Origin of the sequence: Streptomyces sp. NPDC055966, from assembly GCF_042269865.1 — a bacterium.
Classification (GTDB): domain Bacteria; phylum Actinomycetota; class Actinomycetes; order Streptomycetales; family Streptomycetaceae; genus Streptomyces.
The window spans coordinates 114,494-137,846 of the sequence record NZ_JBHJYK010000007.1 but is presented as its reverse complement, the minus strand read 5'-3'; the positions used below and the strand labels follow the sequence as shown (position 1 = coordinate 137,846).

Annotated in this window: 20 protein-coding genes and 4 pseudogenes; 10 read left to right on the top strand and 14 right to left on the bottom strand. The window is 70.6% G+C overall.

Annotated features, from left to right (window positions below; genetic code table 11):
• Position 1: 1 nt before the first annotated feature.
• The 10 genes and pseudogenes from ACFC8N_RS16975 to ACFC8N_RS16930 form a co-directional block, all read right to left on the bottom strand.
• Positions 2 to 1,039: a mandelate racemase/muconate lactonizing enzyme family protein gene (locus tag ACFC8N_RS16975; protein ID WP_376288602.1), complete on the bottom strand. Its 1,038-nt coding sequence runs from the start codon at positions 1,037 to 1,039 to the stop codon at positions 2 to 4.
• Positions 1,036 to 2,436 carry a DUF6025 family protein gene (locus ACFC8N_RS16970; RefSeq protein ID WP_376288601.1) on the bottom strand — a complete coding sequence of 467 codons (1,401 nt, stop codon included), beginning with the start codon at positions 2,434 to 2,436 and terminating at the stop codon, positions 1,036 to 1,038. Before ACFC8N_RS16970 ends, ACFC8N_RS16975 begins: the two co-directional genes overlap by 4 nt.
• Positions 2,433 to 5,000 carry an aconitate hydratase AcnA gene (acnA, locus tag ACFC8N_RS16965; RefSeq protein WP_376288600.1) on the bottom strand — a complete coding sequence of 856 codons (2,568 nt, stop codon included), beginning with the start codon at positions 4,998 to 5,000 and terminating at the stop codon, positions 2,433 to 2,435. The genes ACFC8N_RS16970 and acnA overlap by 4 nt, the downstream gene beginning before the upstream one ends.
• 70 nt (positions 5,001 to 5,070) lie before the next feature.
• Entirely contained in the window at positions 5,071 to 6,261 is a 1,191-nt protein-coding gene (locus tag ACFC8N_RS16960; RefSeq protein WP_376288599.1) for an ATP-grasp domain-containing protein, read from the bottom strand.
• Positions 6,258 to 7,670, bottom strand: a complete 1,413-nt coding sequence (locus tag ACFC8N_RS16955) for a citrate/2-methylcitrate synthase (protein ID WP_376288598.1) — start codon at positions 7,668 to 7,670, stop codon at positions 6,258 to 6,260. The genes ACFC8N_RS16960 and ACFC8N_RS16955 overlap by 4 nt, the downstream gene beginning before the upstream one ends.
• A 40-nt stretch (positions 7,671 to 7,710) precedes the next feature.
• Entirely contained in the window at positions 7,711 to 9,297 is a 1,587-nt protein-coding gene (locus ACFC8N_RS16950; RefSeq protein ID WP_376288597.1) for an amino acid adenylation domain-containing protein, read from the bottom strand.
• 192 nt (positions 9,298 to 9,489) lie between these two features.
• Positions 9,490 to 10,716, bottom strand: coding sequence for an MFS transporter (locus tag ACFC8N_RS16945; protein WP_376288596.1), 1,227 nt, complete (start codon positions 10,714 to 10,716; stop codon positions 9,490 to 9,492).
• Positions 10,717 to 10,942: 226 nt separating this feature from the next.
• Positions 10,943 to 11,638 (bottom strand): response regulator, encoded by a 696-nt coding sequence (locus tag ACFC8N_RS16940; RefSeq protein WP_362820328.1) that lies wholly within the window; start codon positions 11,636 to 11,638, stop codon positions 10,943 to 10,945.
• Entirely contained in the window at positions 11,635 to 12,096 is a 462-nt protein-coding gene (locus tag ACFC8N_RS16935) for a sensor histidine kinase (protein ID WP_376288776.1), read from the bottom strand. The genes ACFC8N_RS16940 and ACFC8N_RS16935 overlap by 4 nt, the downstream gene beginning before the upstream one ends.
• Before the next feature lie 54 nt (positions 12,097 to 12,150).
• Positions 12,151 to 12,285, bottom strand: a pseudogene (locus ACFC8N_RS16930) (Spo0B domain-containing protein); the annotation flags it as partial.
• 236 nt (positions 12,286 to 12,521) lie between these two features.
• On the opposite strand from ACFC8N_RS16930, the gene ACFC8N_RS16925 reads away from it, so the two are divergent.
• Positions 12,522 to 12,995 (top strand): hypothetical protein, encoded by a 474-nt coding sequence (locus tag ACFC8N_RS16925; protein ID WP_376288595.1) that lies wholly within the window; start codon positions 12,522 to 12,524, stop codon positions 12,993 to 12,995.
• 78 nt (positions 12,996 to 13,073) lie between these two features.
• Here ACFC8N_RS16925 and ACFC8N_RS16920 read toward each other — a convergent pair whose 3' ends face one another.
• Positions 13,074 to 13,751 carry an HAD family hydrolase gene (locus tag ACFC8N_RS16920; RefSeq protein ID WP_376288775.1) on the bottom strand — a complete coding sequence of 226 codons (678 nt, stop codon included), beginning with the start codon at positions 13,749 to 13,751 and terminating at the stop codon, positions 13,074 to 13,076.
• A gap of 115 nt (positions 13,752 to 13,866) precedes the next feature.
• Between ACFC8N_RS16920 and ACFC8N_RS16915 the strand changes: the two genes are divergently transcribed.
• From ACFC8N_RS16915 to ACFC8N_RS16900, 4 genes and pseudogenes are all read left to right on the top strand, one after another.
• A complete protein-coding gene (locus tag ACFC8N_RS16915) occupies positions 13,867 to 14,175 on the top strand; it encodes a helix-turn-helix domain-containing protein (RefSeq protein ID WP_376288594.1) in 309 nt (102 codons plus the stop codon).
• A gap of 242 nt (positions 14,176 to 14,417) precedes the next feature.
• A complete protein-coding gene (locus ACFC8N_RS16910) occupies positions 14,418 to 14,804 on the top strand; it encodes a hypothetical protein (RefSeq protein ID WP_376288593.1) in 387 nt (128 codons plus the stop codon).
• The gene (locus ACFC8N_RS16905) at positions 14,782 to 15,669 is read left to right on the top strand and encodes an ATP-binding protein (RefSeq protein ID WP_376288592.1); all 888 of its coding nucleotides are present in this window, start codon (positions 14,782 to 14,784) and stop codon (positions 15,667 to 15,669) included. The genes ACFC8N_RS16910 and ACFC8N_RS16905 overlap by 23 nt, the downstream gene beginning before the upstream one ends.
• A gap of 134 nt (positions 15,670 to 15,803) precedes the next feature.
• Positions 15,804 to 16,059: pseudogene (locus ACFC8N_RS16900) on the top strand (transposase); the annotation flags it as partial.
• Here the strand turns inward: ACFC8N_RS16900 and ACFC8N_RS16895 are convergent.
• From ACFC8N_RS16895 to ACFC8N_RS16885, 3 genes and pseudogenes are all read right to left on the bottom strand, one after another.
• Positions 15,968 to 16,342, bottom strand: a pseudogene (locus ACFC8N_RS16895) (IS1380 family transposase); the annotation flags it as partial. The pseudogenes ACFC8N_RS16900 and ACFC8N_RS16895 sit on opposite strands and share 92 nt — an antisense overlap.
• A 287-nt stretch (positions 16,343 to 16,629) precedes the next feature.
• Complete coding sequence (locus ACFC8N_RS16890; protein ID WP_376288774.1) at positions 16,630 to 17,202, bottom strand: HD family hydrolase; 573 nt, start codon at positions 17,200 to 17,202, stop codon at positions 16,630 to 16,632.
• Between the two features lie 25 nt (positions 17,203 to 17,227).
• Positions 17,228 to 18,343 (bottom strand): helix-turn-helix domain-containing protein, encoded by a 1,116-nt coding sequence (locus ACFC8N_RS16885; protein ID WP_376288591.1) that lies wholly within the window; start codon positions 18,341 to 18,343, stop codon positions 17,228 to 17,230.
• Positions 18,344 to 18,466: 123 nt separating this feature from the next.
• On the opposite strand from ACFC8N_RS16885, the gene ACFC8N_RS16880 reads away from it, so the two are divergent.
• The 5 genes and pseudogenes from ACFC8N_RS16880 (at position 18,467) to ACFC8N_RS16860 (ending at position 23,314) form a co-directional block, all read left to right on the top strand.
• The gene (locus ACFC8N_RS16880; protein WP_362820320.1) at positions 18,467 to 19,075 is read left to right on the top strand and encodes a hypothetical protein; all 609 of its coding nucleotides are present in this window, start codon (positions 18,467 to 18,469) and stop codon (positions 19,073 to 19,075) included.
• Positions 18,987 to 19,448 (top strand): annotated as a pseudogene (locus tag ACFC8N_RS16875) (ATP-binding protein); the annotation flags it as partial. The gene ACFC8N_RS16880 and the pseudogene ACFC8N_RS16875, both read left to right, overlap by 89 nt.
• 595 nt (positions 19,449 to 20,043) lie before the next feature.
• Positions 20,044 to 21,258, top strand: a complete 1,215-nt coding sequence (locus ACFC8N_RS16870) for a hypothetical protein (RefSeq protein ID WP_376288773.1) — start codon at positions 20,044 to 20,046, stop codon at positions 21,256 to 21,258.
• The gene (locus ACFC8N_RS16865) at positions 21,216 to 22,181 is read left to right on the top strand and encodes a lactate dehydrogenase (RefSeq protein WP_376288590.1); all 966 of its coding nucleotides are present in this window, start codon (positions 21,216 to 21,218) and stop codon (positions 22,179 to 22,181) included. The genes ACFC8N_RS16870 and ACFC8N_RS16865 overlap by 43 nt, the downstream gene beginning before the upstream one ends.
• Positions 22,178 to 23,314: a hypothetical protein gene (locus ACFC8N_RS16860; protein WP_376288589.1), complete on the top strand. Its 1,137-nt coding sequence runs from the start codon at positions 22,178 to 22,180 to the stop codon at positions 23,312 to 23,314. The genes ACFC8N_RS16865 and ACFC8N_RS16860 overlap by 4 nt, the downstream gene beginning before the upstream one ends.
• Positions 23,315 to 23,353 lie beyond the last annotated feature (39 nt).

The following is a 23,353-nucleotide window of genomic DNA, read 5'->3' as shown; positions in this document are numbered from 1 at the left end:
GTCATGTCTCCCAGAGGTTCTGGCTGTCGGTGCACGGGCGGGCGCCCAGTCCGGGGTCGCCCGTCAGCACGATCCTGCCCCGGTCGATCACGGCGCCGCAGAACGGGTCGTCCTCGAGGCCGAGATGGCCGTCGAGATCCAGCCAGTCGGCCAGCGGAGCCAGTTGGGCCATGGCGGTCACCCCGAGGGAGCTCTCGGTCTTGCAGCCGAGCATCACCCCGAGGCCGGCCCGCCGGGCCACGGTGATCATGTCCAGGGCCGCGCGCAGGCCGCCGCACTTGGTCAGCTTGAGGTTCACCGCGGACACCCGGCCGCGCAGCGGCAGCACGTCCTCGGGCCGTGCGCAGTCCTCGTCGGCGACGACGTGCACCGGCGCGTGCCGGTGCACGTGGGCCAGGCCCTCGAGGTCCCCCCGGGCGACGGGCTGCTCGAACAGCTCCACGCCGTGCCCGGCCAGCGTGTGCGCCACCTCCACGGCTCGCCCGGGGCTCCAGGAGCCGTTGCCGTCGACCCAGATGCGGCCGCCGTAGACCGAGCGCAGCAGGCCCGCGCGGCTGCCGTCGTCGTCCGGCGTCAGCTTCAGCTTGAGGATCGGCCAGTCGGCCAGCTTCCGCGCGCTGCGCAGCAGTTCGGCCTCGTCGCCGGCGCCCAGGGAGAGCGCGGACGGGGCGAGCGGGAGCCCGGCGAGGCCCAGCAGCCGGTGCAGGGGCTGGCCCGCGGCCTTGCCGAGCAGGTCGTGCAGGGCCAGGTCGACGGCCGCGGCCACGGCCGGCCGGACCCCGGCGTCGCGGAGCGCGTCGAGGACACGGTGCAGGTCGTACGGCCCGGCGCCGGCGAGCAGGGGCGCGCAGGCCGCCAGTTCCTCGGCGTCGGCGGCGAGCGCGGTGCCGTAGCCGGTCAGGCCCTGCCAGTCCAGGCGCAGGATGATCTGCTCGACGTGTGTGGTGACGCCCCGGTTGCTGACGAACGGCTCCTCCAGCGCGATGCGGATCCGGCCGTGGGTGACCCGGGTCCCGGACCCGGTCGGGGTGTCCGTCATGCGAGCACCTCCTCGAACGCCGCGACCAGGGCCGATGCCTGGCGGAGTGTCAGTTCGCGGAAACCGTCGGGTTCCACGGGGGTCGCCGGCTCCCGCTGCGAACCGTCGTGCGGTACGCCGCTGCCGTCTCGGTACCGGTCGAGCAGGTACGGCGAGAGAGAGTCCCGGTTCTCGGCCAGCCAGTCCAGCGCCGTGTCGTACGCCTGCTCCGCGGGCGTGGACAGGACGGACTTGAACAGAGCCCTGAGCCGCTCGGCGTCCCCCGGTGAGGTGTCGGGCGGGCAGAGCATGAAGACGGGCGCGGGCAGCAGGACGAGGCACAGCGGGTGTGCCTCGGCGAAGTCCCGCACGAGCGGGCCCATGATGCCGCGCAGGGCACGGGCGGTGGACTTGCGGCCGAAGTAGCCGCCGCGGCGCGGCGGACAGCCGGCCATCGCCCGGGCGCCCCAGTGCAGATGGACCCGGAAGCCGTGCTCGGTGAGGCCGGGCGGGCGCCCGGTCGCCCCGCCCGGCTCCGTGTCCGGATAGTCGGCGCCGAACAGAGCCGACAGCGCGGTCGTCAGCAGGTGGGACATCACCGGGAGCACCGGCGGCAGGGAGGCCGCCCGGGAGAAGAACGCGTGCGGTTCGGTCAGCGCGCGCAGCGGGAGCAGGGCCGCCTCGGCGAGGGCGCGCGCCGAGGCGAACCGGTGGCCGTCGAGCACGTACCCGGTGCCGTCGGGGAGCAGTTCGCAGCGGCCGACCTCGCCGTCGAGCCTGGCCGCGTGACTGATCAGTTCGGCGTACGCCCGGCGCGGGTTGTCCTGGCGGGCGGCTTCCGCCAGCAGCACGCACAGCATGTCCGTCACCAGCGGGGCGTGCGCGACCAGCCGCGTGGCCTCCAGCTCGAAGCGGTAGCCGGTGAGCGCGCGCATCCGCTGCCAGTGCACCTCGACCAGCGGAGTGAGCGCACCGTCCACCTCGGCCTGCACCACGGGGCAGAACAGCGGGCGGGAGCGGTCGCGCCGTACGAAGGCCCGCCCGTCCCAGGTGTACAGCGGCAGCGGTCGGCGCCGGCCCCGTTCGACCAGGGAGCCGGGGAGGTACACACCGTCACCGCCCGACGGGTCCGCCTCGGTCTGGGTGAAGCCGTAGATCAGAGGGAAGCCGTGTCCGCCGCCGCAGACCGCGGTGTTGAAGTCCATCGGGCCGGACCGGCCGAGCGCGATGTCCCCCCAGTTGCCCAGGTGGCCGCTGCGCGGTGGCAGCAGGCCCGGTTCGGCGTGCACCGCGTCGAGCAGGGTGCCGACGCGCACGTCGCGGGTGCCGAGGTGGACCGGGGCGAAGTCACCGGCGCGCTCGGTGAGCGGCTCGGCGGCAGCGGCCAGGTCCAGCGCGCGCACCAGACGGCCGCTCATCGGGCTTCCTCCTCGCGGGCGATGCGGTCGATCAGGTGGGGCAGGGTGCCCCCCGCGCGCAGTACGGCCCACTCACCGGCGGACGTCACGTCGGCCCGGGCGTCGAACGTGATGCCGCGCGCCGTGACCGCGACGGTCCTGTTCTCGCCGGCCAGGTCCACGGCGAGGTCGAACTGCTCCCGTCCGGTCAGCCCCAGCGATTGCCAGGACGTGCCCTCGGGCAGCAGCAGCGGCAGGATGCCCATGGCACACAGATTGGCGCGGTGGATCCGTTCGAAGCTCTCGGCGAGCACCGCGCGCACGCCGAGCAGCCAGGGGCCCTTCGCCGCCCAGTCCCGGGACGAGCCCATGCCGTAGCTGCGGCCGGCCAGCACGACCAGCGGGGTGCCGGTTGCGGCGTACTGCTGGGCGGCCTCATAGACGGACAGGCGCTCCCCGCTCGGCAGGTGCAGGGTGTCGCCGCCGCCGTCCCCGTCCCCGAGCAGCCGGTTGACCAGACGCGGGTTGCTGAAGGTGCCGCGTGCCATCACCTCGTGGTTGCCGCGTCGTGATCCGTAGGAGTTGAGGTCCGTCACCCCGCGTTCGCGCAGGTGGCGGCCCGCTGAGGAGTCGGGTGGGATGGCGCCCACCGGCGAGATGTGGTCGGTGCTGACGTCGTCGCCGAGGGCGACCAGGACGCGGGCACCGGTCAGGGGGCGGGCGGCGGGGGCGGAGCCCGCGTAGGCGGGCGGGCGGATGTACGTGGACGTCTCGTCCCACGGGAAGACGTCGGATTCGGGAGCGGGCAGCGCGGACCAGCCGCCCGCCGGGTCCGCCGACACGGGGTCCGCGGCCTCGGCGGCGAACACCTCGGGGGTGACGAACGTGCTCTCCAGGGCCGCGAGTTCGGCGGAGTCGGGCCACAGGTCGCGCAGGTACACCGGGGCACCGTCGCGGCCGGTGCCGAGCGGTTCGCTCTCCAGGTCGGCGCGGACGTGTCCCATCAGGGCCAGCGCCACCACGAGGGCGGGCGAGGCGAGGTAGCCGGCCCGAACCTGGGCGTGCACGCGGGCCTCGAAGTTGCGGTTGCCGCTGAGCACCGCGCTGACGGTCAGGCCCTCCCGCTCCACCACGGCGCCGACTCCCTCGGCCAGCGGTCCGCTGCCGCCGTTGCAGGTCATGCAGCCGTAGCCGGCGACATGGAAGCCCAGCCGCTCCAGGTACGGCAGCAGCCCGGCGTCGCGCAGGTAACGCGTCACGGCGCGCGAGCCCGGGGACAGGCTGGTGCGGACGTGGGCGGGCACGGTGAGTCCACGTTCCACGGCCCGGCGGGCCAGCAGCCCGGCGGCCAGCATCGCCTTCGGGTTGGAGGTGCTGGTGCAGGAGGTGATCGACGCGATGACGATGTCGCCGTCGCTCAGCCCCTGCACGGTACGCGGCGGACGCGGGGACAGGGCCCGGAAGGAGTCCGGCAGTCCGGGCAGCGAGATCCGCTGGTCCGGGCGGCTCGGGCCGGCCAGGCTCGCCTCGACGGCGCCGAGGTCGACATCGATGACCCGCCCGAAGTGCGGCTCGGCGGCCGGGTCGGCGAGCAGGGCCTGGACGCGGCAGTACTCCGCCACGAGCCGGACCTGGTCCTCGTCGCGTCCGGTCTGCCGCAGGTAGCGCAGGGTTTCCGCGTCGACCGGGAAAAAGGCGCTCATGGCTCCGTACTCGGGCGCCATGTTGGCGATCGTGCAGCGGTCGGCGGCGGTGAGCGCGGCCACGCCGGGGCCGGTGAACTCCAGCATGAGGCCGCGGACGTTCTCCTCGCGCAGCTGCCGGGTGAGGGTGAGGACGACGTCGGTGGGGGACACGCCGGGGCGCGGTGCGCCGGTGAGCCGGACGCCGACGATCCGGGGGAGCCGGATCGGCTGGGCCAGGCCCAGCATCAGGGTCTCCGCCTCCAGTCCGCCGACGCCCCAGCCGAGCACGCCCAGGCCGCCCACCATGGTGGTGTGGCTGTCCGTGCCGATCACCGTGTCGGGGCGCAGCAGCCCGCCGGGGTCCCGGGTGACCACCGTGGCCAGCCGTTCGAGGTTGACCTGGTGGACGATGCCACGGCCCGGCGGGATGACGCGCAGTCCGTCGAACGCCGACTCCGCCCACTTCAGGAACGTGTACCGCTCCCGGTTGCGCTCCCACTCCAGTGCCTCGTTCAGGGCGAGCGCGTCCGGCCGGCCGGCGAAGTCGGTCTGCACGGAGTGGTCGACGACGACGTCGACGGGCAGCGCCGGCTTGACCCGGCCGGGCCGCGCCACCCGGTCGCGCAGCGCCGCCAGATCCACGAGCAGCGGAATGCCGGTGTAGTCCTGCACCAGGATGCGCGCCGGGCGGAACATCATCTCCATCTCCGGCGCCTCGCCCGCGGCCAGGCGCTTGCCCAGCGTCGCGGCCCGGTCCGGTTCACCGTCCCGCAGCAGCGACTCCAGCAGCACCCGGCCGCTGTGCGGCACGGCGTGCAGGGCGAACCCGGCGGCCGCGGCGAAGGCCGGAAGGTCGTACCACTCGGCGTGGCGGCCCGCGAGCCGTCCCCTCTCGATCACGGTCAGTCCGTCCCCTTCGTTCGCTTCGTCTTCGTCTGGTGCGGGCCGGTCGGCGGCAGCGGCGGCACGGTCATCCGGCGCACACCACCACGAACCGCAGCCGCGCGGCCCCCGCCAGGCTGCGGGCCACCGCCTGGCGACCGGTGTCGCCGGTGGCGATGACACAGGCGCCGGGGGCCTCCGGGGTGAGCGCGCCGGGAGTCAGGGAGCCCGGTTCGCGCAGCCAGTGGACGGCCTCGACGCCTTCGAGGGCCGCCGCCTCCTCCGCGCCGTAGCAGCGCTCCAGCAGGCCGGGGGCGCGCGGGGTGACGAACCGGACGGCGGCCGCGCGGCCGGGCCGGGAGCGCAGTTCGTCCAGGACGCGCTGCCCGCACACCTGGCGCACCCACAGGTCGTCCAGGTCCAGGCCCAGCGCGAGCGTGGCCAGCTCCACGATCCGGTCGTCGCCGGGCCGCAGATGGGTGCGCACCACGCGCGGTCCCGCGTCCGTCGCCACGATCCGGGTGTGCGTGGGCCCGTCCGTGACACCCAACGTGTCGAGCACCCGCGGCAGGAACGCCTCGACCTGCGCGCGCAGCCGGTCGTCGGCCGGCGCCGGCAGACAGTGCCCGGTCCGCACCCCGCAGACCGGGTCGAGCAGCGGCTGGGTCAGACACACGATCCGGTGCACGCCGTCCTCGGAGAACGCCTCGACCCCGTACTCTGTGCCGTCCAGGTACTCCTCGACCATCATCGGACGCCCCGGCTCCAGCGTGTCCGGCAGATCGCCGGCCGAGCGGAGCACCGTGGCGGCAGCGGGGCCTGTGGCGTCGACGGGCTTGAGCACCAGCGGGTAGCCGTACACGGCCGCGAACGCCGTGATGTCCGCGGTGTCGCGCACCTCGCTCGCCGCCGTGCCGTCCACGCCGGCCTCGCTTAGCCGGGCCCGCATCAGCGGACCGTGCGCGGTCCGCCGCACCACCTCGGCCGTGTGCCAGGGCAGCCCCAGCTCCGCCGCGACGACCGCGGCGTGCTCCTGGACCTCCTCGGCGAAGGCGCCCAGAGCGTCGACAGGATCGTGCGCGGCGACGGTACGGGCGGCCGCGACCCACTCGGTCACGGGGGCGGTGTCGGGCACGGCGACGATCCGTTCGTACCGCGTCAGGTCCTCCAGCGTGCCCAGGGCGGACACCCTGGTGAGCAGGGTCAGCCGCGGCCCCAGCCGGTGCGCCGCGGCGTGCCGCCGGTCGTCGGCCCCGACGAGCAGCAGATGTCCGCTCATCCGGCGGCTCCTGGGTACGGCAGACCGCGCGGGCCCACATACTCCAGCAGCGGCCTGATCAGCACGTTGTTGGACTGCTGCTCCAGCGCCTGGGCGACCCAACCGGCGGTCCGGCCGACCACGAAGAGGGGGACCGCCAGGTCGTCGGGCAGGCCCAGCAGCCGGTAGGCGAGCCCGGCGTACAGGTCGACGTTGGGGGCGACCCCGTGCCTGCCGTACGGCCGCATGGCGGCGGCGACCGCGTCCAGGATCTCCAGGCCGCTGTGATCCCCGCGCTCCTCGCTCAACTCAACGACGGTGTCCCGCAGATGGCGGACCCGGGGGTCCTCGGTGCGGTACACCCGGTGGCCGAAGCCCATCACCGGCCGGCCCTGCCTCTGGAGTTCGGCGACGTACCGTTCGGCGTTGCCGGGCTCGCCCACCTCGTCCACGAGCCGCACCGCGCGTTCGGCGGCGCCGCCATGGACGGAGCCCGCGAAAGCGGCGACGGCGGCGGTGAGCGCGGCCGCCATGCCGGAACGGCAGCCGATGGCGATCCGCGCGGTGAACGCCGAGGCGTTGGAGCCGTGGTCGGCGTGAACGATGAACCCCTTCTCGATGAACCGGACCGCCGCGGGCGAGGGCCGCTCGCCGAGCAGCGCGGTCAGGAACGTCTCCGCGTACGAGGTCTCGCCGGCCGGGATGGTGAACTCCCGTCCGCTGCGGAAGGCGTGGTGGGCGGCGACCAGCAGTGGCACCCGGGCGATCAGGCCGATCCCGGCCTCCAGCGCCTCGTCATAGGTCTCGTCGGCGGCGCCGCGTGCCGTGTCGAAGGAGCCGAGCGCGGAGACCAGGGTTCGCAGCGCCTCCATCGGGTGGGCGCCGGCGAGGGAGCGGGCGAGGCCGACAACCGGTGCGGGCAGGTCCCGCCGGGTGCGCAGCTCTTTGCCGAATGCCTCCAGGGCGGCGGCGTCCGGGAGTTCGCCGTGCACGAGGAGATGCGCCACCTCCTCGAAGGAGGCGTTGCCCGCCAGGTCGTGGATGCTGTACCCGCGGTACTCCAGGACGCCCTCCGCGCCGTCGATCCGGGTGAGGGAGGTGCGGTCGAAGCTGACGCCCTCCAAGCCGCGGTGGACGGTGGCGGTCCCGGTGCCGACGGGGGGCGCCGGGGCCGGGGTGACGGTAGGCGCCTGGTCCGCTCCGGCTGCGCCGCCGCCGCGCTCCGCGAAGGCACGAATGGCGGCCACGGTCCGCAGTTCCAGGATGAGTTCGTCATCGACGGGTATCCCGTAGGCCTCTTCGAGGGCGACCATCAGCCCGACGTGGCCGAGAGAGTCCCACTCCCGGATCGACTGGTACTCGAGGTCGTCGGCGACCTGGTCCGGTGCGATCCCGAGAGTGCGCGCGATCAGCTGGTCGACGCTGCTCATGTGTGTTCTCCAGCGGGTGCTCGGTGGGAGGTGGCTGAGGTCAGGCGAGGGTGGCGGTACGGGTGCCGAGCCACTGGCGCAGGGCGCCGCGGTCGATCTTGCCGTTGGCGTTCACCGGCAGTTCGTCCCGGACGTGCACGGCCTTGGGAACCATGTAGGCGGGCAGGGCCCGCGCGGCCGCGTCGGCCAGGTCCGACGCCGGGAGGGGGCCGGTGACGACCGCGGTGACGGCGGAGTCGTCCGGCCACAGCAGGCAGACGGCCTCCGCGGCGCCGGCCCGGCGCAGCACGGCTTCGATCTCGCCGAGTTCGACGCGGTGGCCCCCGACCTTCACCTGCTGGTCGTTGCGGCCGAGGCAGACCAGGTCGGCGCCCTGCCGGCGAACCAGGTCGCCGGTGCGGTAGTAGGTGCGGCCCGCGTGCTCGAAGAACCGCTCCGCGGTGAGCTCCGGGGCGCGCCAGTACCCAGGGGAGGCCTGCGGACCGGCCACGCACAGTTCGCCGGTGGCGCCGTCGGCCACGGGTGCCAGCCCCTCGTCCACGACGAGTCCGTGCAGGCCCGGGTAGAGGCGGCCGATGGGCACGTTGTCGTGGACGCAGTCCGCGGGGCTGGTCGCGGAGTCCCAGCGGTAGGCGGAGCAGGCGATGGTCAGCTCCGTCGGGCCGTACAGGTTCTCCACGACCGAGTTCGGCGCGGCCGCCTGCCATTCCTCGGCGGTGGCCCGGGGCAGGGCCTCGCCGCAGAACAGGCTCCAGCGCAGGGTCGGCATGGTGTCCGGCTTGAGGCCGCCGCGCCGGCGCAGTACCGCGGCCACCGACGGCACGGAGAACCACACGGTGATGCCGTTGCGCTCCAGGTATTTGGCGGGTGCGAGGATCTCGATCGGGTCCATGGCGCACACGCGGGCGCCGTGTTCCCAGGCCATGAACAGGTCGAACACCGACAGGTCGAAGGTCTGGTCGAACGTCTGCGAGAACCGGTCGTCGGGTGTGATGCCGTACCGGGCCTGGTTCGTGTCGAGGAACGCGCGGACGTTGCCATGGGTGACGGGCACCCCCTTGGGCGTGCCCGTGCTGCCGGAGGTGAACAGCAGGTACGCCAGGTCGTCCGGGCCGGTCTCGGGCAACTCGCGTAGTTCCGGCGCCCTGCCGAGGTCGGCCGCCCCGAGGACGGGGACACCGAGGGCGGAGGAGTCGGCCGGGCTGTCGTCGCCGGGCAGCAGGAGCGCGGGCGGCCGGGCCATACCCGCGAGCAGTTCGGGGAGCTGGGCGGCGGAGGCCCGGTCGACGATCAGCGCGTCCAGGTCGGCGCGCTCCAGCATGGTCCGGGTCCGGCCGAGAGGAAACTTCCTGTTCAGCGGTACGAACGCGGCTCCCGCATACAGCGCCGCGAGGACGCCGAGGTAGGCGGGCTCGCTGCGGTGGGCGAAGACCCCCACGCGTCGGGGGCGCCCGTCGCCGTCGCTGCAGGCCTGCAGCAGACGGGTTGCCCAGCGGCGGGCCGTGGCGTCGGCCTCGGCGTAGGTGACGTGGCGGCGGCCGATGGTCAGGGCGATGCGGTCCGGGTGGACCGCGACGTGGCGGCGGAAGCCGGCGGCGAGGGCCGTCGGCTGCGTCGTGGCGGTCATGGTGTCCTTCGGTTGCGGGTGCGGAGGGGTGCGGCGCGCCCGCGTCGGCAGGCGGTACGCGCGCTCCGTCCGGGTGGCTTCGAGGTCGGGCGCTGCGGCCCGCGCGGCGGCTCGGCGCCGTCCGCGGGCGGTGAAGGTCTGGTGAGGCGGTTCCCGGGCGGGTGTGGCGCTCCGGAGGTCCGGGCCGGCGTCTCAGGTCTCGGCTGTGGCCAGGGCGCCGACGCGGCTGCCCGCCGTCAGGGCCACCCGCTCCGCTGTCACACCGGCCACCGCGAAGACCACGGCGGCGCTGATCCAGCCGGCGGTGCCGGTGCCGAGCAGCAGGCCCGTGACGACGATGGGACCGAGCACACGCTGGCCGTTGATGCTGAGGTTGAAGACGGACAGATAGCGGCCCCGTGCCTCGGGCGGGGCGAGTGCGATGGACAGGTCCCACACCGCCGCGTTGGCGATGACCTCGCCCAGCGAGAGGGCGAGCACCGCCGCGGCCAGCCAGGCCACTGAGGTCCAGCCGGGCGAGGCGCCTGCCGCGGCGAAGCACAGGCTGCCCACGGCGAGCACCGCGCCGGTCCAGGTCAGCATGCGGCTCGTGCGCCGCAGGCCGTCGGCGAACCGGCTCACCGGGATCTGCAGGACGACCACCAGCACGGTGTTCGCGGCGAACAGGACCGACACCATCACCCGCGGCGCGTCCGTGTACTCCAGGACCCACACCGGCATGGCGACCAGCAGCAGCGCGTCGAAGAACGACAGCAGGAAGTTCAGCCCCGTCAGCGCCAGGTAGCGGGCGTCTGGTAGGGCCCGCTGCCGCGGCGCCTCGTCCTCGCGGGATGCCCGGGCCCGTGGTGCCGCCGCGCGATCCTCGTGGACGCGCAGCACCAGGACGGCTCCGCACAGGAACGCGCACGCGATCGCCGCCAGGACGACGCGGTAGGCGGTCGGCGTGTCCGAGACCAGAGCCCCGCCCGCCGCCATCGCCCCGATGCCGAGCCCGCAGTTGCGGACAACGTTGACGACCGCGAGCAGCCGGGTGCGTTCCTGCTGTTCCGGTACGGCGTTCGCGACGAGGGCCTGCAGGACCGGCGGCCCGGCCCGGTCGCAGGTCACCGCGCACAGGGTCACCGCCATGAACTGCCAGAAGGAGGTGACGAAGGCGTAAGCCCCGCAGCACACCCCGCGGCCCACGTACACGGCGGCCAGCACGCGTCGCGCCCCGTACCGGTCGGCGAGCACACCGCCGTAGAGGGAGACCAGCAGGGCGACCCCGCCGGCCGTGGCGAGTCCGGTGGCGACCTGGTTGGGCGTGAGCCCGACCTGCCGGGTGTAGAACGCCATGGAACTGGCCATGAACAAGCCGATGCCGAGGGATTGCACGAGTGCGGCGACAACCAGCCTGCGGCCCCCCGCGGTCAGTTTCATCCCGTCCGTCCCCCCGGATAGCTCGGTGATCAGCCCTGGTGATAAATGGCGAACGGGTACGGGGAATGGTCCCGGCGAATGGCGAAAGGATTCGGCCATTCGCCGTCGGTTTTCTCCGGAGGGCCATTCACCCTCCCGTCCGTACACCGCAGCTCGGGGAAGACGATAGATCAGGCGGACGCGTCAGGTGCGATTCTGGGCGCACTGCGACTTCCGTGCGGAAATCTCATTCTGTGCATTCTGCCAAGGCCGGGCGCAACTTGTAGTGATGCTCCGGACGGCCCGCGTCCCCGTACTTCAGGCTCAGTCGGACGCTGCCCCGTTCCTCCATGCGCTTGAGGTAGCGCTGGGCGGTGGAGCGGCTCACCCCTGCCCGCTCGGCCACCTCCTGCGCCGACAGCGGCCCGTGCGCCTCGCGCAGGATCCGCCGGATCAGCTCGGTGGTCGGCCCCGCGAAGCTCCGGGAGCCGGAAGCGGGAGCCGCCGCCGTGTCACGGGCTCCGAAAATGCTGTCCAGGCCCTCCTGCTCCAGCTCGTCCGTCCCGTCGAGCCTGCCCCACTGGGCGGCGTAGGCCTCCAGCTTGGCGCGCAGCGCGGGGAAGCTGAACGGCTTGACGAGATAGTGCAGAACGCCATAGCGCCGGGCGGACCGCACCGATGCGGCGTCCCGGGCGGCTGACACCATGATCACGTCGATGGGGTACTCGCGCTGTCGCAGCTGGTGCACCAGGCGCAGCCCCGTCTGGTCCGGCAGGTACTGGTCGAGGAGAATCAGGTCGATTCCGCCCCGCTCGACCACGGCGAGCGCCTCGCCGGCCGTGTGTGCCCGAGCGGACACCCGGAATCCCGGAATCCTGGACACATAGGCGGCGTTGACCTCGGCCACATGGAAGTCGTCGTCGACGACGAGCACGTCGATCACCGGGTTCCCACCGCCGCGGGGGCGAGCGCGCGCGGCAGCAGTACGGTGAATACGGCGCCCCCGTCGGCGCGTTCACCCACCGTCACGGTGCCGTTGTACTGGTCCGCGATGCGCTGGACCTGTGTGAGCCCCACGCCCCGGCCGTTGCGCGGCTGCTTGGCGGACCAGCCCTCCAGAAAGACGAGGGGACGAGTGTCGGGCGGGACCCCGGGCCCGTTGTCGGCGACCCGGAGGACCGCGGTGTCGCCCTCCGCCCACACATCGACGTCGACCCTGGGATCCGGGGCGGGGCCGGCCGCCACGGCGTCCAGGGCGTTGTCGATCAGGTTGCCCAGCACCATCATCAGGTCGTGCGGAACCAGCGCGCGGCGCGGGAGGTTGGTGCTCGTTCCGATGCGCAGGGTCACACCGCGTTCGGCGGCGACCGCACTCTTGCCCACCAGCAGTGCGCTGAGCACCGGCTCACGCACCTGGTCGGCACGCCTGGTTCTCGTGGTCCGGGCGCGGGTCAATTCCGCAATGAACTCACTCGCCCTGTCGTACATTTCCATGTGCAGCAGCCCCGCGACGGTGTGCAGGCAGTTGGCGAACTCGTGATGTTGAGCGCGCTCTGTCGTTATGAGAACGCGGCCTGTTTCCGACCTCATACCCCGTTTGCCCCGTATGTGTTTATATCGTTCGGTCGCAAACCTGTGTATCAGGAAACAATTGTGTCGACAATCAATTTTTGGCAAAGGCCGAGACGGGGGGGCGGGGCCGAGCTGGGAGAAGGCGGACTACCGGATAACGGGCCAGAAATAGCTGGCGAAGAAACGCCGTCGCCCAGTGCGACGCCCTCCTGGACGAGGGACGATTCGTCCAGGCCGCAGAAGTACTCCAAGATGTGACCAGTCCGGCCGCCGCCGGACCGGGTGCCGAGAACCCGCGCGTACTATGGATCCGCAAGCGCCGCGCCGCTGTCCTGATCATCGGCGGCGACTTCCGCCGAGCGCTCCCCGAGTTCGATGCACTCGCCGCAGCGTACGCGCGCACCGCGGGCTCAAGCAGCACGGACGCCCTCGAATGCCGACGCCAAGCGGCTTATTGCCGCGCCGAAATCGGCCAGTCCGCCGCCGCCCTGAAACAGTTCCAGGCCGTACTCGACCAAGTCCGCCAGGCCGACGGCGACGCCTCCCCGGAAGCATTGGACCTGCGGCGCAACATCGGCATGCTCCTCCTCGCAGAGAACCGTGTCCCCGAAGCGCTCGAAGTCCTCCAGCCCCTGCACGAGGACCTGAACCTTGGGTACGGACCGAACCACGAGGAGACCCGGGAGATCGCAGAGATCCTTGCCCGTATCCGGTTTGCGGAGGGGTGACTGGCACCCTGGGCGGTATCAGGGGTGGTCGAACGGGCTTCCAAATGACAGGGCTCCACAGGGACCGGTGGGCCGCACCTACGGGTTGCTCCCGGTGACCAGCTTCAACAGGCCCTCTGTGTCCGTCAGGTCCGGGATCACAGCGTGGGCACCCGTCGCGCGCAGTTCCTCAGCGGAGCTGCAACCTGTGGCGACGGCGATAACGCGGACGCCGATGGCGAGACCGCCCTCGACATCGGCGGGTGTGTCACCGATCAGAATGGTCTCCGAGGCCGCAACGGATGAGCGAGTGAGCGTCAGTTTCACGAGTTCTGGCCGAAGGTCGGCGTCCCCGCCGTAGGCGCCACCGTCCCAGTGGATGTGGGTGTCCAAGCCGAAGACGTTGAGCTTGATCTCGGCGACGGCGCGTACGTTTCCGGTGACGACGGTCTGTCGGAGTCCGGCGGCGGCTAGGGCGTCGAGGGCGGCTGCGGCGCCGGGCAGGGCGTGACCTTGCTCGCGCAGTTCGCCGGCGTGCCGGATGTGCTGGGCCGTGAGTGCCGCCGCGAACCGCTCGAAGTCGGCTCGGTCGGTGGTGAGGCCGTGGAGCTTGGCGGTCTCCCGGAAGATGACGGCTTCGGTGATCCCGTCGATCTTGGCTTGTTGGCGCATCGCTTGACCGGTCACTTCCTCGAAGGCAGCGGCGGACAGCCTGCGTCCGACGCCGCGCGTGTCGATGAGTGTGTGGTCGATGTCCCACAAGACGAGCTGTGCCATGCGGCGAGCCCTTTCGAACTGAACGTCCAAGCGGATGCGCTGAGTCCCCCAATCGTTGCGGAAGGTGTCCGCGACGCGGAAGACAGCCCTACCCTGACGGAATATGGGAGGACCGATGGTCGATTCACCGAAGCTGCCCATCGGGCGGCAGGTCAGGCACTACAGGCGTAAGAACGGTAACCGCTCGCAGGCCGCCATCGCAGGCCTGTGCGGGATCACCGAGCGATACCTGTCCCTGATCGAAACCGGGAAGAAGACGCCGTCTCCCGATGTGCTGACCCGGCTCGCGCGAGAGCTGGGGGTGCCGGTGTCTGCGCTGCTCTCGGATGAGCCTCCGGCCGAGTCCGGCGTCTCCCTGAGCACCACGCCCGACATCGCTCGTGCCTTGATGGGGTACAAGGGAGCCCAGCCGGGGCGGCCGTGACTCCGGCGGAACTCCGGGACCGCGTTGAAGAAGCCTGGAGGATCTGGCAGTCCAGCGAGGAGCGATTCAGCGAAGTCGAGCAGGTGCTCCCGCAGCTGAACGCTGATGTCGAATGCGCCCTTCGCGCATGTCACACAGGTGAGGAATCCGGATCCCGCCGCGAAGTGCTACGTACTTCCGCGGACTTGTACGGCTTGCTGCGGTCGTATTGCCGGCGCACGGGACGCCTGGACCTTGCGCTCATGGTTGCGGACCGCGCTCGCCGTGCTGCGGAGGACGCGGACGACCCGATCCGGCTGGCCGCGGCACACTGGGATTTCGGGCACTGCCTGCTCTCCCAGGAGGGCGGTGCCGGTGAGGCGGCGGAGGTCGCCGAGTCGGCTGTCCAGCAACTGCAGGATGTTCCGGACAGCGATGAGAAGGCGGCCATGCAGGGCGCCCTGGAGCTCGTATGTGTGGTGGCTGACGCTCAGAGCAGGCGGTGGTGGCATGCCCGCCAGCGGCTGGAGGAGCGGGCGGCTCCGTTGGCCCTGCGAGCGAGTGAGGCCAACATCCAGTGGACGGTGTTCGGACCTACGAACATTCATCTCCCCCGCCAGCATCGAGATGCTGGCGGGGGAGAGCGCTGAAGGACTTCGTCTGGCCGACGAGGTGGACGTCTCTCGCCTGCCAAGCAGGGAGCGGCAGTTCACTTTCACTCTGGAACTGGCGCGTTGTTATGTCCTGCGGCGCGATGACGCCGCGGTCCTTGTGCACCTTCTGGACTTGGAGAAGCTGAGTCCGCAGGACATGGTGCGCAGCAAGTTGGGCACCGACATGGTGTTGGGCCTGCTCGATCGTGTTCGTCCCACGTATCGCCGCCAGGTCCTGGGACTGGCGGAGCGCCTCGCCGTTGGCCGCTCTGCCGCTCATAAACCCACCTGGGACACGTTGCCGCAGCGCAAGTCTGACTGTGCCCCGCGTTGGCGAGCGATGATGGCCGAGGATGGGGCGCCGGTGATGTCGACCTGCTTGCCGCGCGTGGGCGCGTCAGTGCCTATCGCGCGGCGGCTGGTCCGTGAGGCCCTGGTGGACTGGGACTTGCCAGACCTGGCGGACGCTGCCGAACTGGTCGTGTCGGAGCTGGCCTCCAACGCCGTCCGGCATACACGCCATTGGGGGCTCAGGCTGACGATTCTCCGTCTTGCCGGCCGGGGCGTAAGAGTTGCCGTGACCGATAAGAGCCGGGTGCTGCCGGTGAAGGTTACCTCATGCGCTGAGAACGTCACCGGCCGGGGCTTGGCGCTCGTCGACGCCGTGTCGCAGGAGTGGGGGACCGTCCGCCTTTCCTGGGGAAAACGCATCTGGGCCGATGGCGCGGCGGCCGACGTTCTCGCCGACATCAGCCCCGCCCTCGAGGTGCGTGTGTTCGCCACCCCGACAGCGCAGATCATCTACGTGCTCCTCGTGGTGGCGCTCGCAGCCTGGCTCGGCGTACTGATCGTCGGCGGGTAGCGGCGGTGAGCCGGACCTGCCCACGGGGGCACGCATGGGTCTGCTGCAGGTTTGGGTGACAGGTTTGACCTGCCCCACCTCTCAGGTTCCAGTTCTGCTGGCCAACTGACGGCCTTCACGAAAGGCTGCCGGACATGCCTCGCGCCTACCCCGCTGAGTTCCGTGCCCGTGCCATCGCGCTGGTGCGGGCAGGAAAAGAACAGAAGCAGACCGCCGTTGACCTCGGCATCCACGGTCACGTTGTCGAAATGGTTGCGCCAGAACGACATCGACAACGGCCGGCGCCCCGGCAGGGCTCCAGCCGGTAGCGGCGTTTCTTCGGCTCGGCTGTGGCCAACTCGCCGTCCAGTAGCAGTGTTTGAGTCCAGGCGAGCAGGTCGGCGCCGGTCAACGCCAGCTCCGGCCAGGTGGTGTTGACCTGGAAGTGGCGGGAGGGGAAGCGGCCGAGGCCGGTGGTCTTGCCGCAGCGGATGCGGTCCTCGACGCGGGCGTGTGCGCGATGGCGGACCTCCAGGTGCTGCAAGGAGCCCTCGCTGTAGGGGGTGTCAGTGAGAAGGACCTGGTGGCGCATGCCTTCGTCCAGGTCGAACAACGAGAGCTGGGCACCGGGGTACGGACTCTCTCGCCGCACGATGACTCGCGTGCCGCGGCCGCCCCAACACCAAAGACCAGTGGCCGACCACAACTTCACTCCAGGAACGCCCAACTCCCTCGGGCCGACTCCCACACCCACAACCCGAGGCCAGGGACCCACTGCGCTTGACAAGCCCGGCCCTCATGGGTGCGGGAATGCTTCGAGATCCCGACTATGCCTTGTTCACAGACCCCGACATACGGCCGCCGTCCTGCTCGCCGGCCTGCGGGCAGGACCCGTCTGGGGCACTCGTGCCGTCCCGGGGATGGGACGCCGTGAAGACTGACGGACTACGCGCCAGCACACGAGGCCGTTCGGGCTGGCCATCAGCGCGATGTTTCGCCGAGTGCGGCCCGGAGCCAGTCCAGCGATCCTGTCTCTAGTACGGCGTCGGCGAGTGCCTGTCCGCTCTTGGTAGTGATCCGGCCCCGGCTGTTGTCGATCCACCGCTGCGCGTTGGCGTGGCCCTGGTCGCGGTACTCGATGCCCTGGATCATGCACTCCAGCTTGTCGGCGTCCCGGGCGCAGATGGCCTCCGGCGACTCCTTCGCTTCGTATTCGCCGACCAGGGCGCGGATGGCCTCGGCCAGGCCCTCGGGCATTCCGGAGACCTGGTCGGCGGTGATGTCGCGCGGGTCGGCTTCGCCCTGGCTGTACTTCTTGCCCAGATGGTTCACGTCGCCGGTTCGGGTCTCCTGGGAGTCGTGCCATACGGCGAGGAAGGCGGCGCGGGCCGGGTCGGCGCCTTCGAGCTGGGCGATGATCGTGGCGATGAGAGCAGTGCGCCAGGAGTGGTCGGCGACGGACTCGGGATCTTTGACGCCGGCCATCCACCAGCCGCTGCGCTTGGTTTGCTTGAGCGTCCCCGCCTCGTACAAGAAGCGCGCCACCGCGGTCATGTCGTCGGACACCGTCAGGCTCCTCTCACGCCTCGGCGAGGCGAATTGCGTACCGGATGCTCTCCAGCTCCCGCCGCGCGCGCGACGAGAGTTCACTGCTATCCAACATGATCGGAAGTCTCTCGCGTAGAGCGCGGGCCGCCTCGCCTGAATGCAGAAGGTTGGGGCGTACCTGGAGCAGGGCCCACACGCTGTGGATGTTGAGGTCCACGTAGCCGTGCTCGGGTGCGATTCCATCCACAAGGTGGCCGAGGAGCTTGTCCCCGTTCCAGGGGCCGAGGGAGCCGTCGGCGATGAATTCGTCGGACAGCTGCGGGACGGGAGCCTCACCGATCCAGTACGCCCAGTATGCGAGGTTGGCGGCCTCGCCGGCATCGTCGTCCTGAAGTGCAGTGTGGATGAAGTGCTCCATCCGGTCGCGGTCGCCGTGCCGGGCGGCGACCGCGGCCACGGAGCGGTTGTTCAGCCACGTAGTGAGCCAGTCGTCCGGCCGTTCGGTGCGTTGCTGGTGGGCCAGCCAGTCCGAGGTGTCTGGGTCCCGGTCGTACCCGGAGAGGTACAGAGCCTGTCGGCGCAGCAGGAATTGCTCGGGCCTGCGTGACTGCTCGGCAGTGCTACGCATGCGCGTGAAGAAGGCGTGGCGCTCTGCTGCTGTCAACTGGGGTCCGGACGGGGCCGGGCCCCGGCGGGGTCGCGCAGGCCGGGGCAGCGCTCGAACGGGACGGGGGGCAACCCCGTTGAGGGGCCACACCAGGATCTCGGCGAGTTCGCGCTGCATGACCATGGCACCGAGCGGGCTCTCCTCCACGGGGGTGTCCTCGTCCAGGACGCTGGCGAGGAGGACGTCCGCCTCCAGCGCACGTGCCAGCGCCAGGAGCAGAGTCGGAGAGGCGCCCATCTGCATGAGCTGGTGACGTAAATGAAGCATCTGGCCGACCGGGATGGCCGTGAGCGGCCGGCGACCGGTTTCCCACCCGGCGATCGTGTCCGGGGACACCTTCAACCGTTCGGCGGCCTCGTCCTGGGTGTAACCCTGCTGCTCGCGGATCACCCGCAGGACGTACCCACTGAGCAAGCCTGTCCGGGTCCGTGAGCCCTTACTCGTACCGGCGGTCAGGGTTTTACGCGAGCTTGGCCGCATGGGAGTCCAATCCCGGTGGTCTGCGGGCAAACCACCTGTACTCACGGTCACTTCAAGGGCGTTACCCGACTTTCTACTGTCGTGGACGTCCTTGATTTGAGCCTACTTTGGAGGCCACGAGACATGGGCTCCGTTCCGCACACTTACCACCCGACGGGGGCACCCCAGGCCACGTCTGATCTGGATGGTGAACGCCAGTCGGAGGCGGTGACAAGACCTGAGATCCTGAGCGGTGCTGAGCGTCGGTTGGCCGTCGAGCACTGGCTGCTCACGGCTGCCGAGGACTACGCCCGGGCTCGCCAGGAGTGGCGGACGGAGGGCGTCGCCCTGCTCCGGTGCGGCGGCGTCTTCGGCGTCGTCCGGATTAGCGCGGAGATCGTCCGCGCGGCAGCCGGAACCGAGGACCTGGCCACCGTGGACCGCTTCTTGGCCCGGGCTCTCCTTGGCGGCCCGGTGTTCATGGACCAGGGGCTCCTCCGGTACTACGCCCTGGTGGGTTCTGGTACGGGGCGCCGGCCGGAGTGGAAACGGGTTCGCGACGATGCCGAGTTCATGGGCGTCGGTCACTACCTGGGTGTGCCAGCTGCGGATGCCACCAGCCCGAAGATGCGTCGCTACTGGTGCGTGGGGATGGACAGCGCCGGTGAACTCGCTCCGGCTGACGCTGTGGCTCAACTCGTGCACGCTGGCCGCTTCCAGCTTGTGGGCAGGGAGAGGCAGCTCGGTGGGTAACGCGAGGCTCAGGAGTAGCCATCTCGGCCCTGGCCGGCGAGAGGTGGCGGAGGACGGGTCGTCGGTCGTCACCGCCTCGCTGCAGCGTGTGCCTGAGTCGGTGTCCGATGCCCGCCGTCTCGTGCGTCACACCTTGGCGGCCTGGAGGCTAACGGGCCTGGTGGACGCTGCCGAACTCGTCGTGTCCGAGCTGGCCTCTAACGCCGTCCGGCATGCACGCCATGGATCCTTCAGACTGACCATCCGACGTCTCGCCGGCGGGAGCGTACGACTAACCGTGACCGACAGGAGCCGGACGCTGCCGGTGAGGGCGACCGCGAACACCGCGGACGTCACTGGCCGAGGCTTGGCACTCGTAGAGGCCTTGTCGAGGCAGTGGGGGACTGACCCTCTGCCGTGGGGCAAACGAGTCTGGGCAGACGTGGGACCTGCCGACGGCTCCGTACTGGCCGATGACCCCGACCCAGCCGTTACCCGCTGCGTGCGGTCTGTTCCTGCAGCGCAGATCACCTACGCGCTCATGGTGGTGGCGATGGCCGCCTGGCTCGGCGTACTGATCGCCGCCGGGCAGAGGTGAGTCACGAAGAATGGAGCAGCATACGCCCGAGGGCGAACACCGTCCCCAAGCCAGCTACCGGACTTCGAGCAGATGCACGGGTCCAGCTATCCGAGCCCGAGCCGATGGCCGGGCTGGACCGGAAGCCTGCCGGCTCACTCGTCGGCATCACGCGGGCTGGCGTGGGTTGCCTGACGTACGGCGCCGTTCGCGGCCATGGGCGTCCCCAGCGTCCCGCTATGACCAGCAGTTACGCCCCAGCTTCTCGATCCACGCCCCGGCCGCGCACTGCCTGGGACGACCCCAATGATCCCTCCCTCCCCGTTACCCCGTCGGAGAGAGAAGCCCGCCCTCTGGAAAGCAGAGCGAGGGCCTGCACCGATAGACGCAGCCATGGGAGGCGTCCGTGACCATGAACACCGTTGCCGTTCCGACTCGTCGTGATGCGCAGCCCAGCGTCGCGGACGTCTTCGTGTACGCCGCCGCGCACATCCACAGGGCTGCCGCAGCCATATGGCCGGACCAGTCCGTGTCTCTGGAGTGCCACGTGCCCAGCGTCACCGGGTACGTGCAGCAGGCTCGGATCGGCGAACGCTTGCTGTACGCGAAGACATCGCTGCTTGGCGTCTCCCTGGTGTCACTCCTGCGAGGTACGCGCGGAACCTGGTCCACCGTGCTGGAGGCACAGCAGGAGTACCAGAACCGCCAGGATGGGCTGCTGCACCGCGAGGCCGCACAACTGAGGCTGCTGGCCGAGATGGGCGGCCCGAGGACATGTCGGTTGGCCGCCCTGAGAACTGGCGTGATCTTCACCGAACCAGTGCCCGGCCCGACGCTCGGCGAGCTGCTGCTGGAGCATCCCGGTGACACGGCGGTCCTGCTCGACCGCACCTTCACCGAGCTGCGACCGCTGCACCGGCCTGGTGCCGCCCGTCAGCTGGCAGCCGTCGGTGTGATCGAGGAACACAGCATTGCCGGCACGTTCCTCCGCAAGTTCAACGGCTTATCGGGGACGCTCTACATGGACCGACTCGCTGAGTGTCGAAACAAGGCGGAGCAGCGCCAGGAGATGCTGCAACTGGTGCACCGCTCCGTGGGCCGTCTACGGCGCCTGCGCATGCGTCTGCCCTTGGCGGATGGCACATCCCTCGCCTATGGCGACCTCAAGCCGGAACATATGACGTTCCCTGACGGTATCGATGGGCGGCCCGTATTCTTGGACCCGGGGCTGCTGCGAGCGAGCCGCATGGTGGACATCGCGAAGCTGGTCAGCCGTACGGTGCTGACCCTCACCGCCCACCGACCGGAAGCGTCCGTCGTGCACCAAGTGCTGCACGGCCTGGACGTCTTCGTGAAGTCGCAGGTCCCGACGCTGTCCGGCAGGGAACGGCTCCTCTGGCTGCAGAACCTGATGACGCTGTGGCTGTTGGACACCGTGAACATCATGACCACGTATCTGTCCGCGCCCTCGGCGCTGCCTCTGCCTCGCGTCGGTACGGCCCTGATGGACCGGGTTGTGCCCGTCTTCTCGATGGTGGCGTCGATAAGCGCCGACCTGGAGAGCAGCACGACAGTGCGCGGCACATGGGAAGGCGCCCTGAACGATGCCCTGGTGGTGGTCTCATGACGCCCCCTGAGCTGTGCATCGGTGTGGTTGGCGCCGGGGCAGTCGGTCAAGCCGTCGGCGCGACGTTGATCCTCGCTGGACTGTGCGACCAACTGCTTATCGCTTCCCGTGTGGTCGAGCAAGCCGCAGCGCTGGCGGCAGACCTGGACGACATGCGCTCGGCGACCGGTTCGCCGGTCGTCCCGTACGCCGTCGAAGTGCCCCGGCTGTGGGACTGCGACGCCGTCGTGATCGCAGCACGGGCTCAGTTCACGAACCCGCGAAGCAGCGACATCCGTATGGGCGGCCTACACGCCAATGCACGTGTGATCGCCGGGCTGGCCCGGGAACTGAGCCACTACACCGGCACAGTGCTGATGGTCACCAACCCGGTGGATCTCATGACGAGGTTGTTCGCCGAGCAGTCCGGATGCCCGCGAGTGTTCGGGATCGGCTCCAGCCTCGACACCGCCCGCTACCGGCACACTCTTGCTCGGCTCATGAACGTGCCCGTGGACGCGGTCCAGGGGCACGTCGTCGGCGAGCACGGAGACAACGCCGTGGTGTGTGCCTCTTCCACCACCGTTCACGGCAGGCCGGTCACCGTCCCGGTCGAGCAGATCCGGGAGGAGCTCGCGCTGCGGCCAGGACGGATCAACGCCGGCATCGGCCGCACCCGGTCCGGGCCTGCCGGCGCCGTGGTGTCCGCGCTGCGCATGTCCCTCGGCCTTGCCGACGGGCTGGCCGAACTGTCGACCTTGTACTGGGGCGGCTACCTCGGTGTCCCGCTCCGGTTCTCCGGCGGCCTGCCGCAGCCATGCATGCCGCCACTGGACGAGGACGAGCAGCGGCAGCTGCACCTCGCCCGCAACAAACTTCGCACCGCCTACCAGGCCGTGTGTGATGCCCTGTCCAACTGCTCTCCAACAGTGAGGAATCCGTGACCAGCCACGCCACCCGACTGCATGCCGCCGAAGCGGCCGTGACCGTCCTGTCCGCCGACAAAGCCGTCACCGATTGGTCCACCCGGTACTTCGGACCGTGGTGGAACGCGGTCGACGCGAAGCCCGAGAGTATCTGCGAGGGTCCGCTCGTGGTCGCCGAGGTCGACGAAGACGCCTACGACGAGGCGTCCCTGGCGGTCACCCAGGCTGCGCACACGAGCACTACCTACGCCAAAGCCCAGACGCTGGTGGCCCGCCACGACGCCGCGGGCGTCATCAGGGCCGTCTCCCCGGGAGAACTGCTGGCCTACCGGTCTGAGCCCGCGTCGGGGAAGCTGACGATCTGTGGCTGCGATACCGAGACAGTGGCAACGGCCACGGCGCGCCTGGCCCGGGAGATGGTGCGCGGGGTACTGCTGCGGGCCGGCTGGTGCGTGCTGCATGCCTCGGCAGTCGTCCAGGGCGGCCGCGTGGCCCTGACATTCGGCAGGAAGGGTGCGGGTAAGACCACCACCGCGCTGGCGCTGGCCGCACGGCACAGGTGGGGGCTGCTGGCCAACGACCGCGTGTTCGTCCGCCCCAACGACCGCGACGGAGTGGACGTTCTGCCATGGCCGTCGGCCGCCGCCATCGGCCTCGGGCTGCTCGATGCCCTGGACTGGTTCGAAATGGCGCGGGAAAGGCTGCGGGCCGGCGAAGCCCTGCACCCCACACAGGACCCGCGTGTCAGCCAAGCACTCCTCGCAGGTGCCCGGACGCCACTGTGGGACAGCGGCAAAGAGCTGAAGGCCCAGGTCTTCCCCGACCAGTTCGGCGGCTGGTTCAACATTCCGCTGGCCACCGGGGGAGAGGCCGCTGCCCTTCTCTTCCCGCACATCGTCGCTGGGGCGGCTCCCGCCAAGAAGGGACAGGCCCGCGGCCTGGACGACAGCGACTTCATGAGCGGGGCGACCGAAGACCGCTACCCGGACATCTTCGACCTGGTCCGTGTCGACGGTGGCGGCAGCGAAGACTCTCGGCACGAGGTCGCGCACAGACTGGCGGCGCTGCCGCACCACGCCATGGTCCTCGGGCATGACGTCGCCGCCAACGCAGACCTCCTCGCCAAGCTCGTCGACGTGCAATCGTTCTGAACCGACCCAGCCCCACCTCTGTCGCCCCGGCCATGCCTC

What these genes read in the sequence shown, in the direction of transcription:
- ACFC8N_RS16975 (WP_376288602.1), bottom strand. Translation starts at nt 1,039, where the DNA reads ATGACGGACACCCCGACCGGGTCCGGGACCCGGGTCACCCACGGCCGG.
- ACFC8N_RS16955 (WP_376288598.1), bottom strand. Translation starts at nt 7,670, where the DNA reads ATGAGCAGCGTCGACCAGCTGATCGCGCGCACTCTCGGGATCGCACCG.
- ACFC8N_RS16885 (WP_376288591.1), bottom strand. Translation starts at nt 18,343, where the DNA reads ATGCGGCCAAGCTCGCGTAAAACCCTGACCGCCGGTACGAGTAAGGGC.
- ACFC8N_RS16945 (WP_376288596.1), bottom strand. Translation starts at nt 10,716, where the DNA reads ATGAAACTGACCGCGGGGGGCCGCAGGCTGGTTGTCGCCGCACTCGTG.
- ACFC8N_RS16865 (WP_376288590.1), top strand. Translation starts at nt 21,216, where the DNA reads ATGGGAAGGCGCCCTGAACGATGCCCTGGTGGTGGTCTCATGACGCCC.
- ACFC8N_RS16880 (WP_362820320.1), top strand. Translation starts at nt 18,467, where the DNA reads ATGGGCTCCGTTCCGCACACTTACCACCCGACGGGGGCACCCCAGGCC.
- ACFC8N_RS16905 (WP_376288592.1), top strand. Translation starts at nt 14,782, where the DNA reads ATGCTGGCGGGGGAGAGCGCTGAAGGACTTCGTCTGGCCGACGAGGTG.
- ACFC8N_RS16915 (WP_376288594.1), top strand. Translation starts at nt 13,867, where the DNA reads ATGGTCGATTCACCGAAGCTGCCCATCGGGCGGCAGGTCAGGCACTAC.
- ACFC8N_RS16960 (WP_376288599.1), bottom strand. Translation starts at nt 6,261, where the DNA reads ATGAGCGGACATCTGCTGCTCGTCGGGGCCGACGACCGGCGGCACGCC.
- ACFC8N_RS16920 (WP_376288775.1), bottom strand. Translation starts at nt 13,751, where the DNA reads ATGGCACAGCTCGTCTTGTGGGACATCGACCACACACTCATCGACACG.
- ACFC8N_RS16910 (WP_376288593.1), top strand. Translation starts at nt 14,418, where the DNA reads ATGGTTGCGGACCGCGCTCGCCGTGCTGCGGAGGACGCGGACGACCCG.
- ACFC8N_RS16890 (WP_376288774.1), bottom strand. Translation starts at nt 17,202, where the DNA reads ATGACCGCGGTGGCGCGCTTCTTGTACGAGGCGGGGACGCTCAAGCAA.
- ACFC8N_RS16970 (WP_376288601.1), bottom strand. Translation starts at nt 2,436, where the DNA reads ATGAGCGGCCGTCTGGTGCGCGCGCTGGACCTGGCCGCTGCCGCCGAG.
- ACFC8N_RS16950 (WP_376288597.1), bottom strand. Translation starts at nt 9,297, where the DNA reads ATGACCGCCACGACGCAGCCGACGGCCCTCGCCGCCGGCTTCCGCCGC.
- ACFC8N_RS16870 (WP_376288773.1), top strand. Translation starts at nt 20,044, where the DNA reads ATGAACACCGTTGCCGTTCCGACTCGTCGTGATGCGCAGCCCAGCGTC.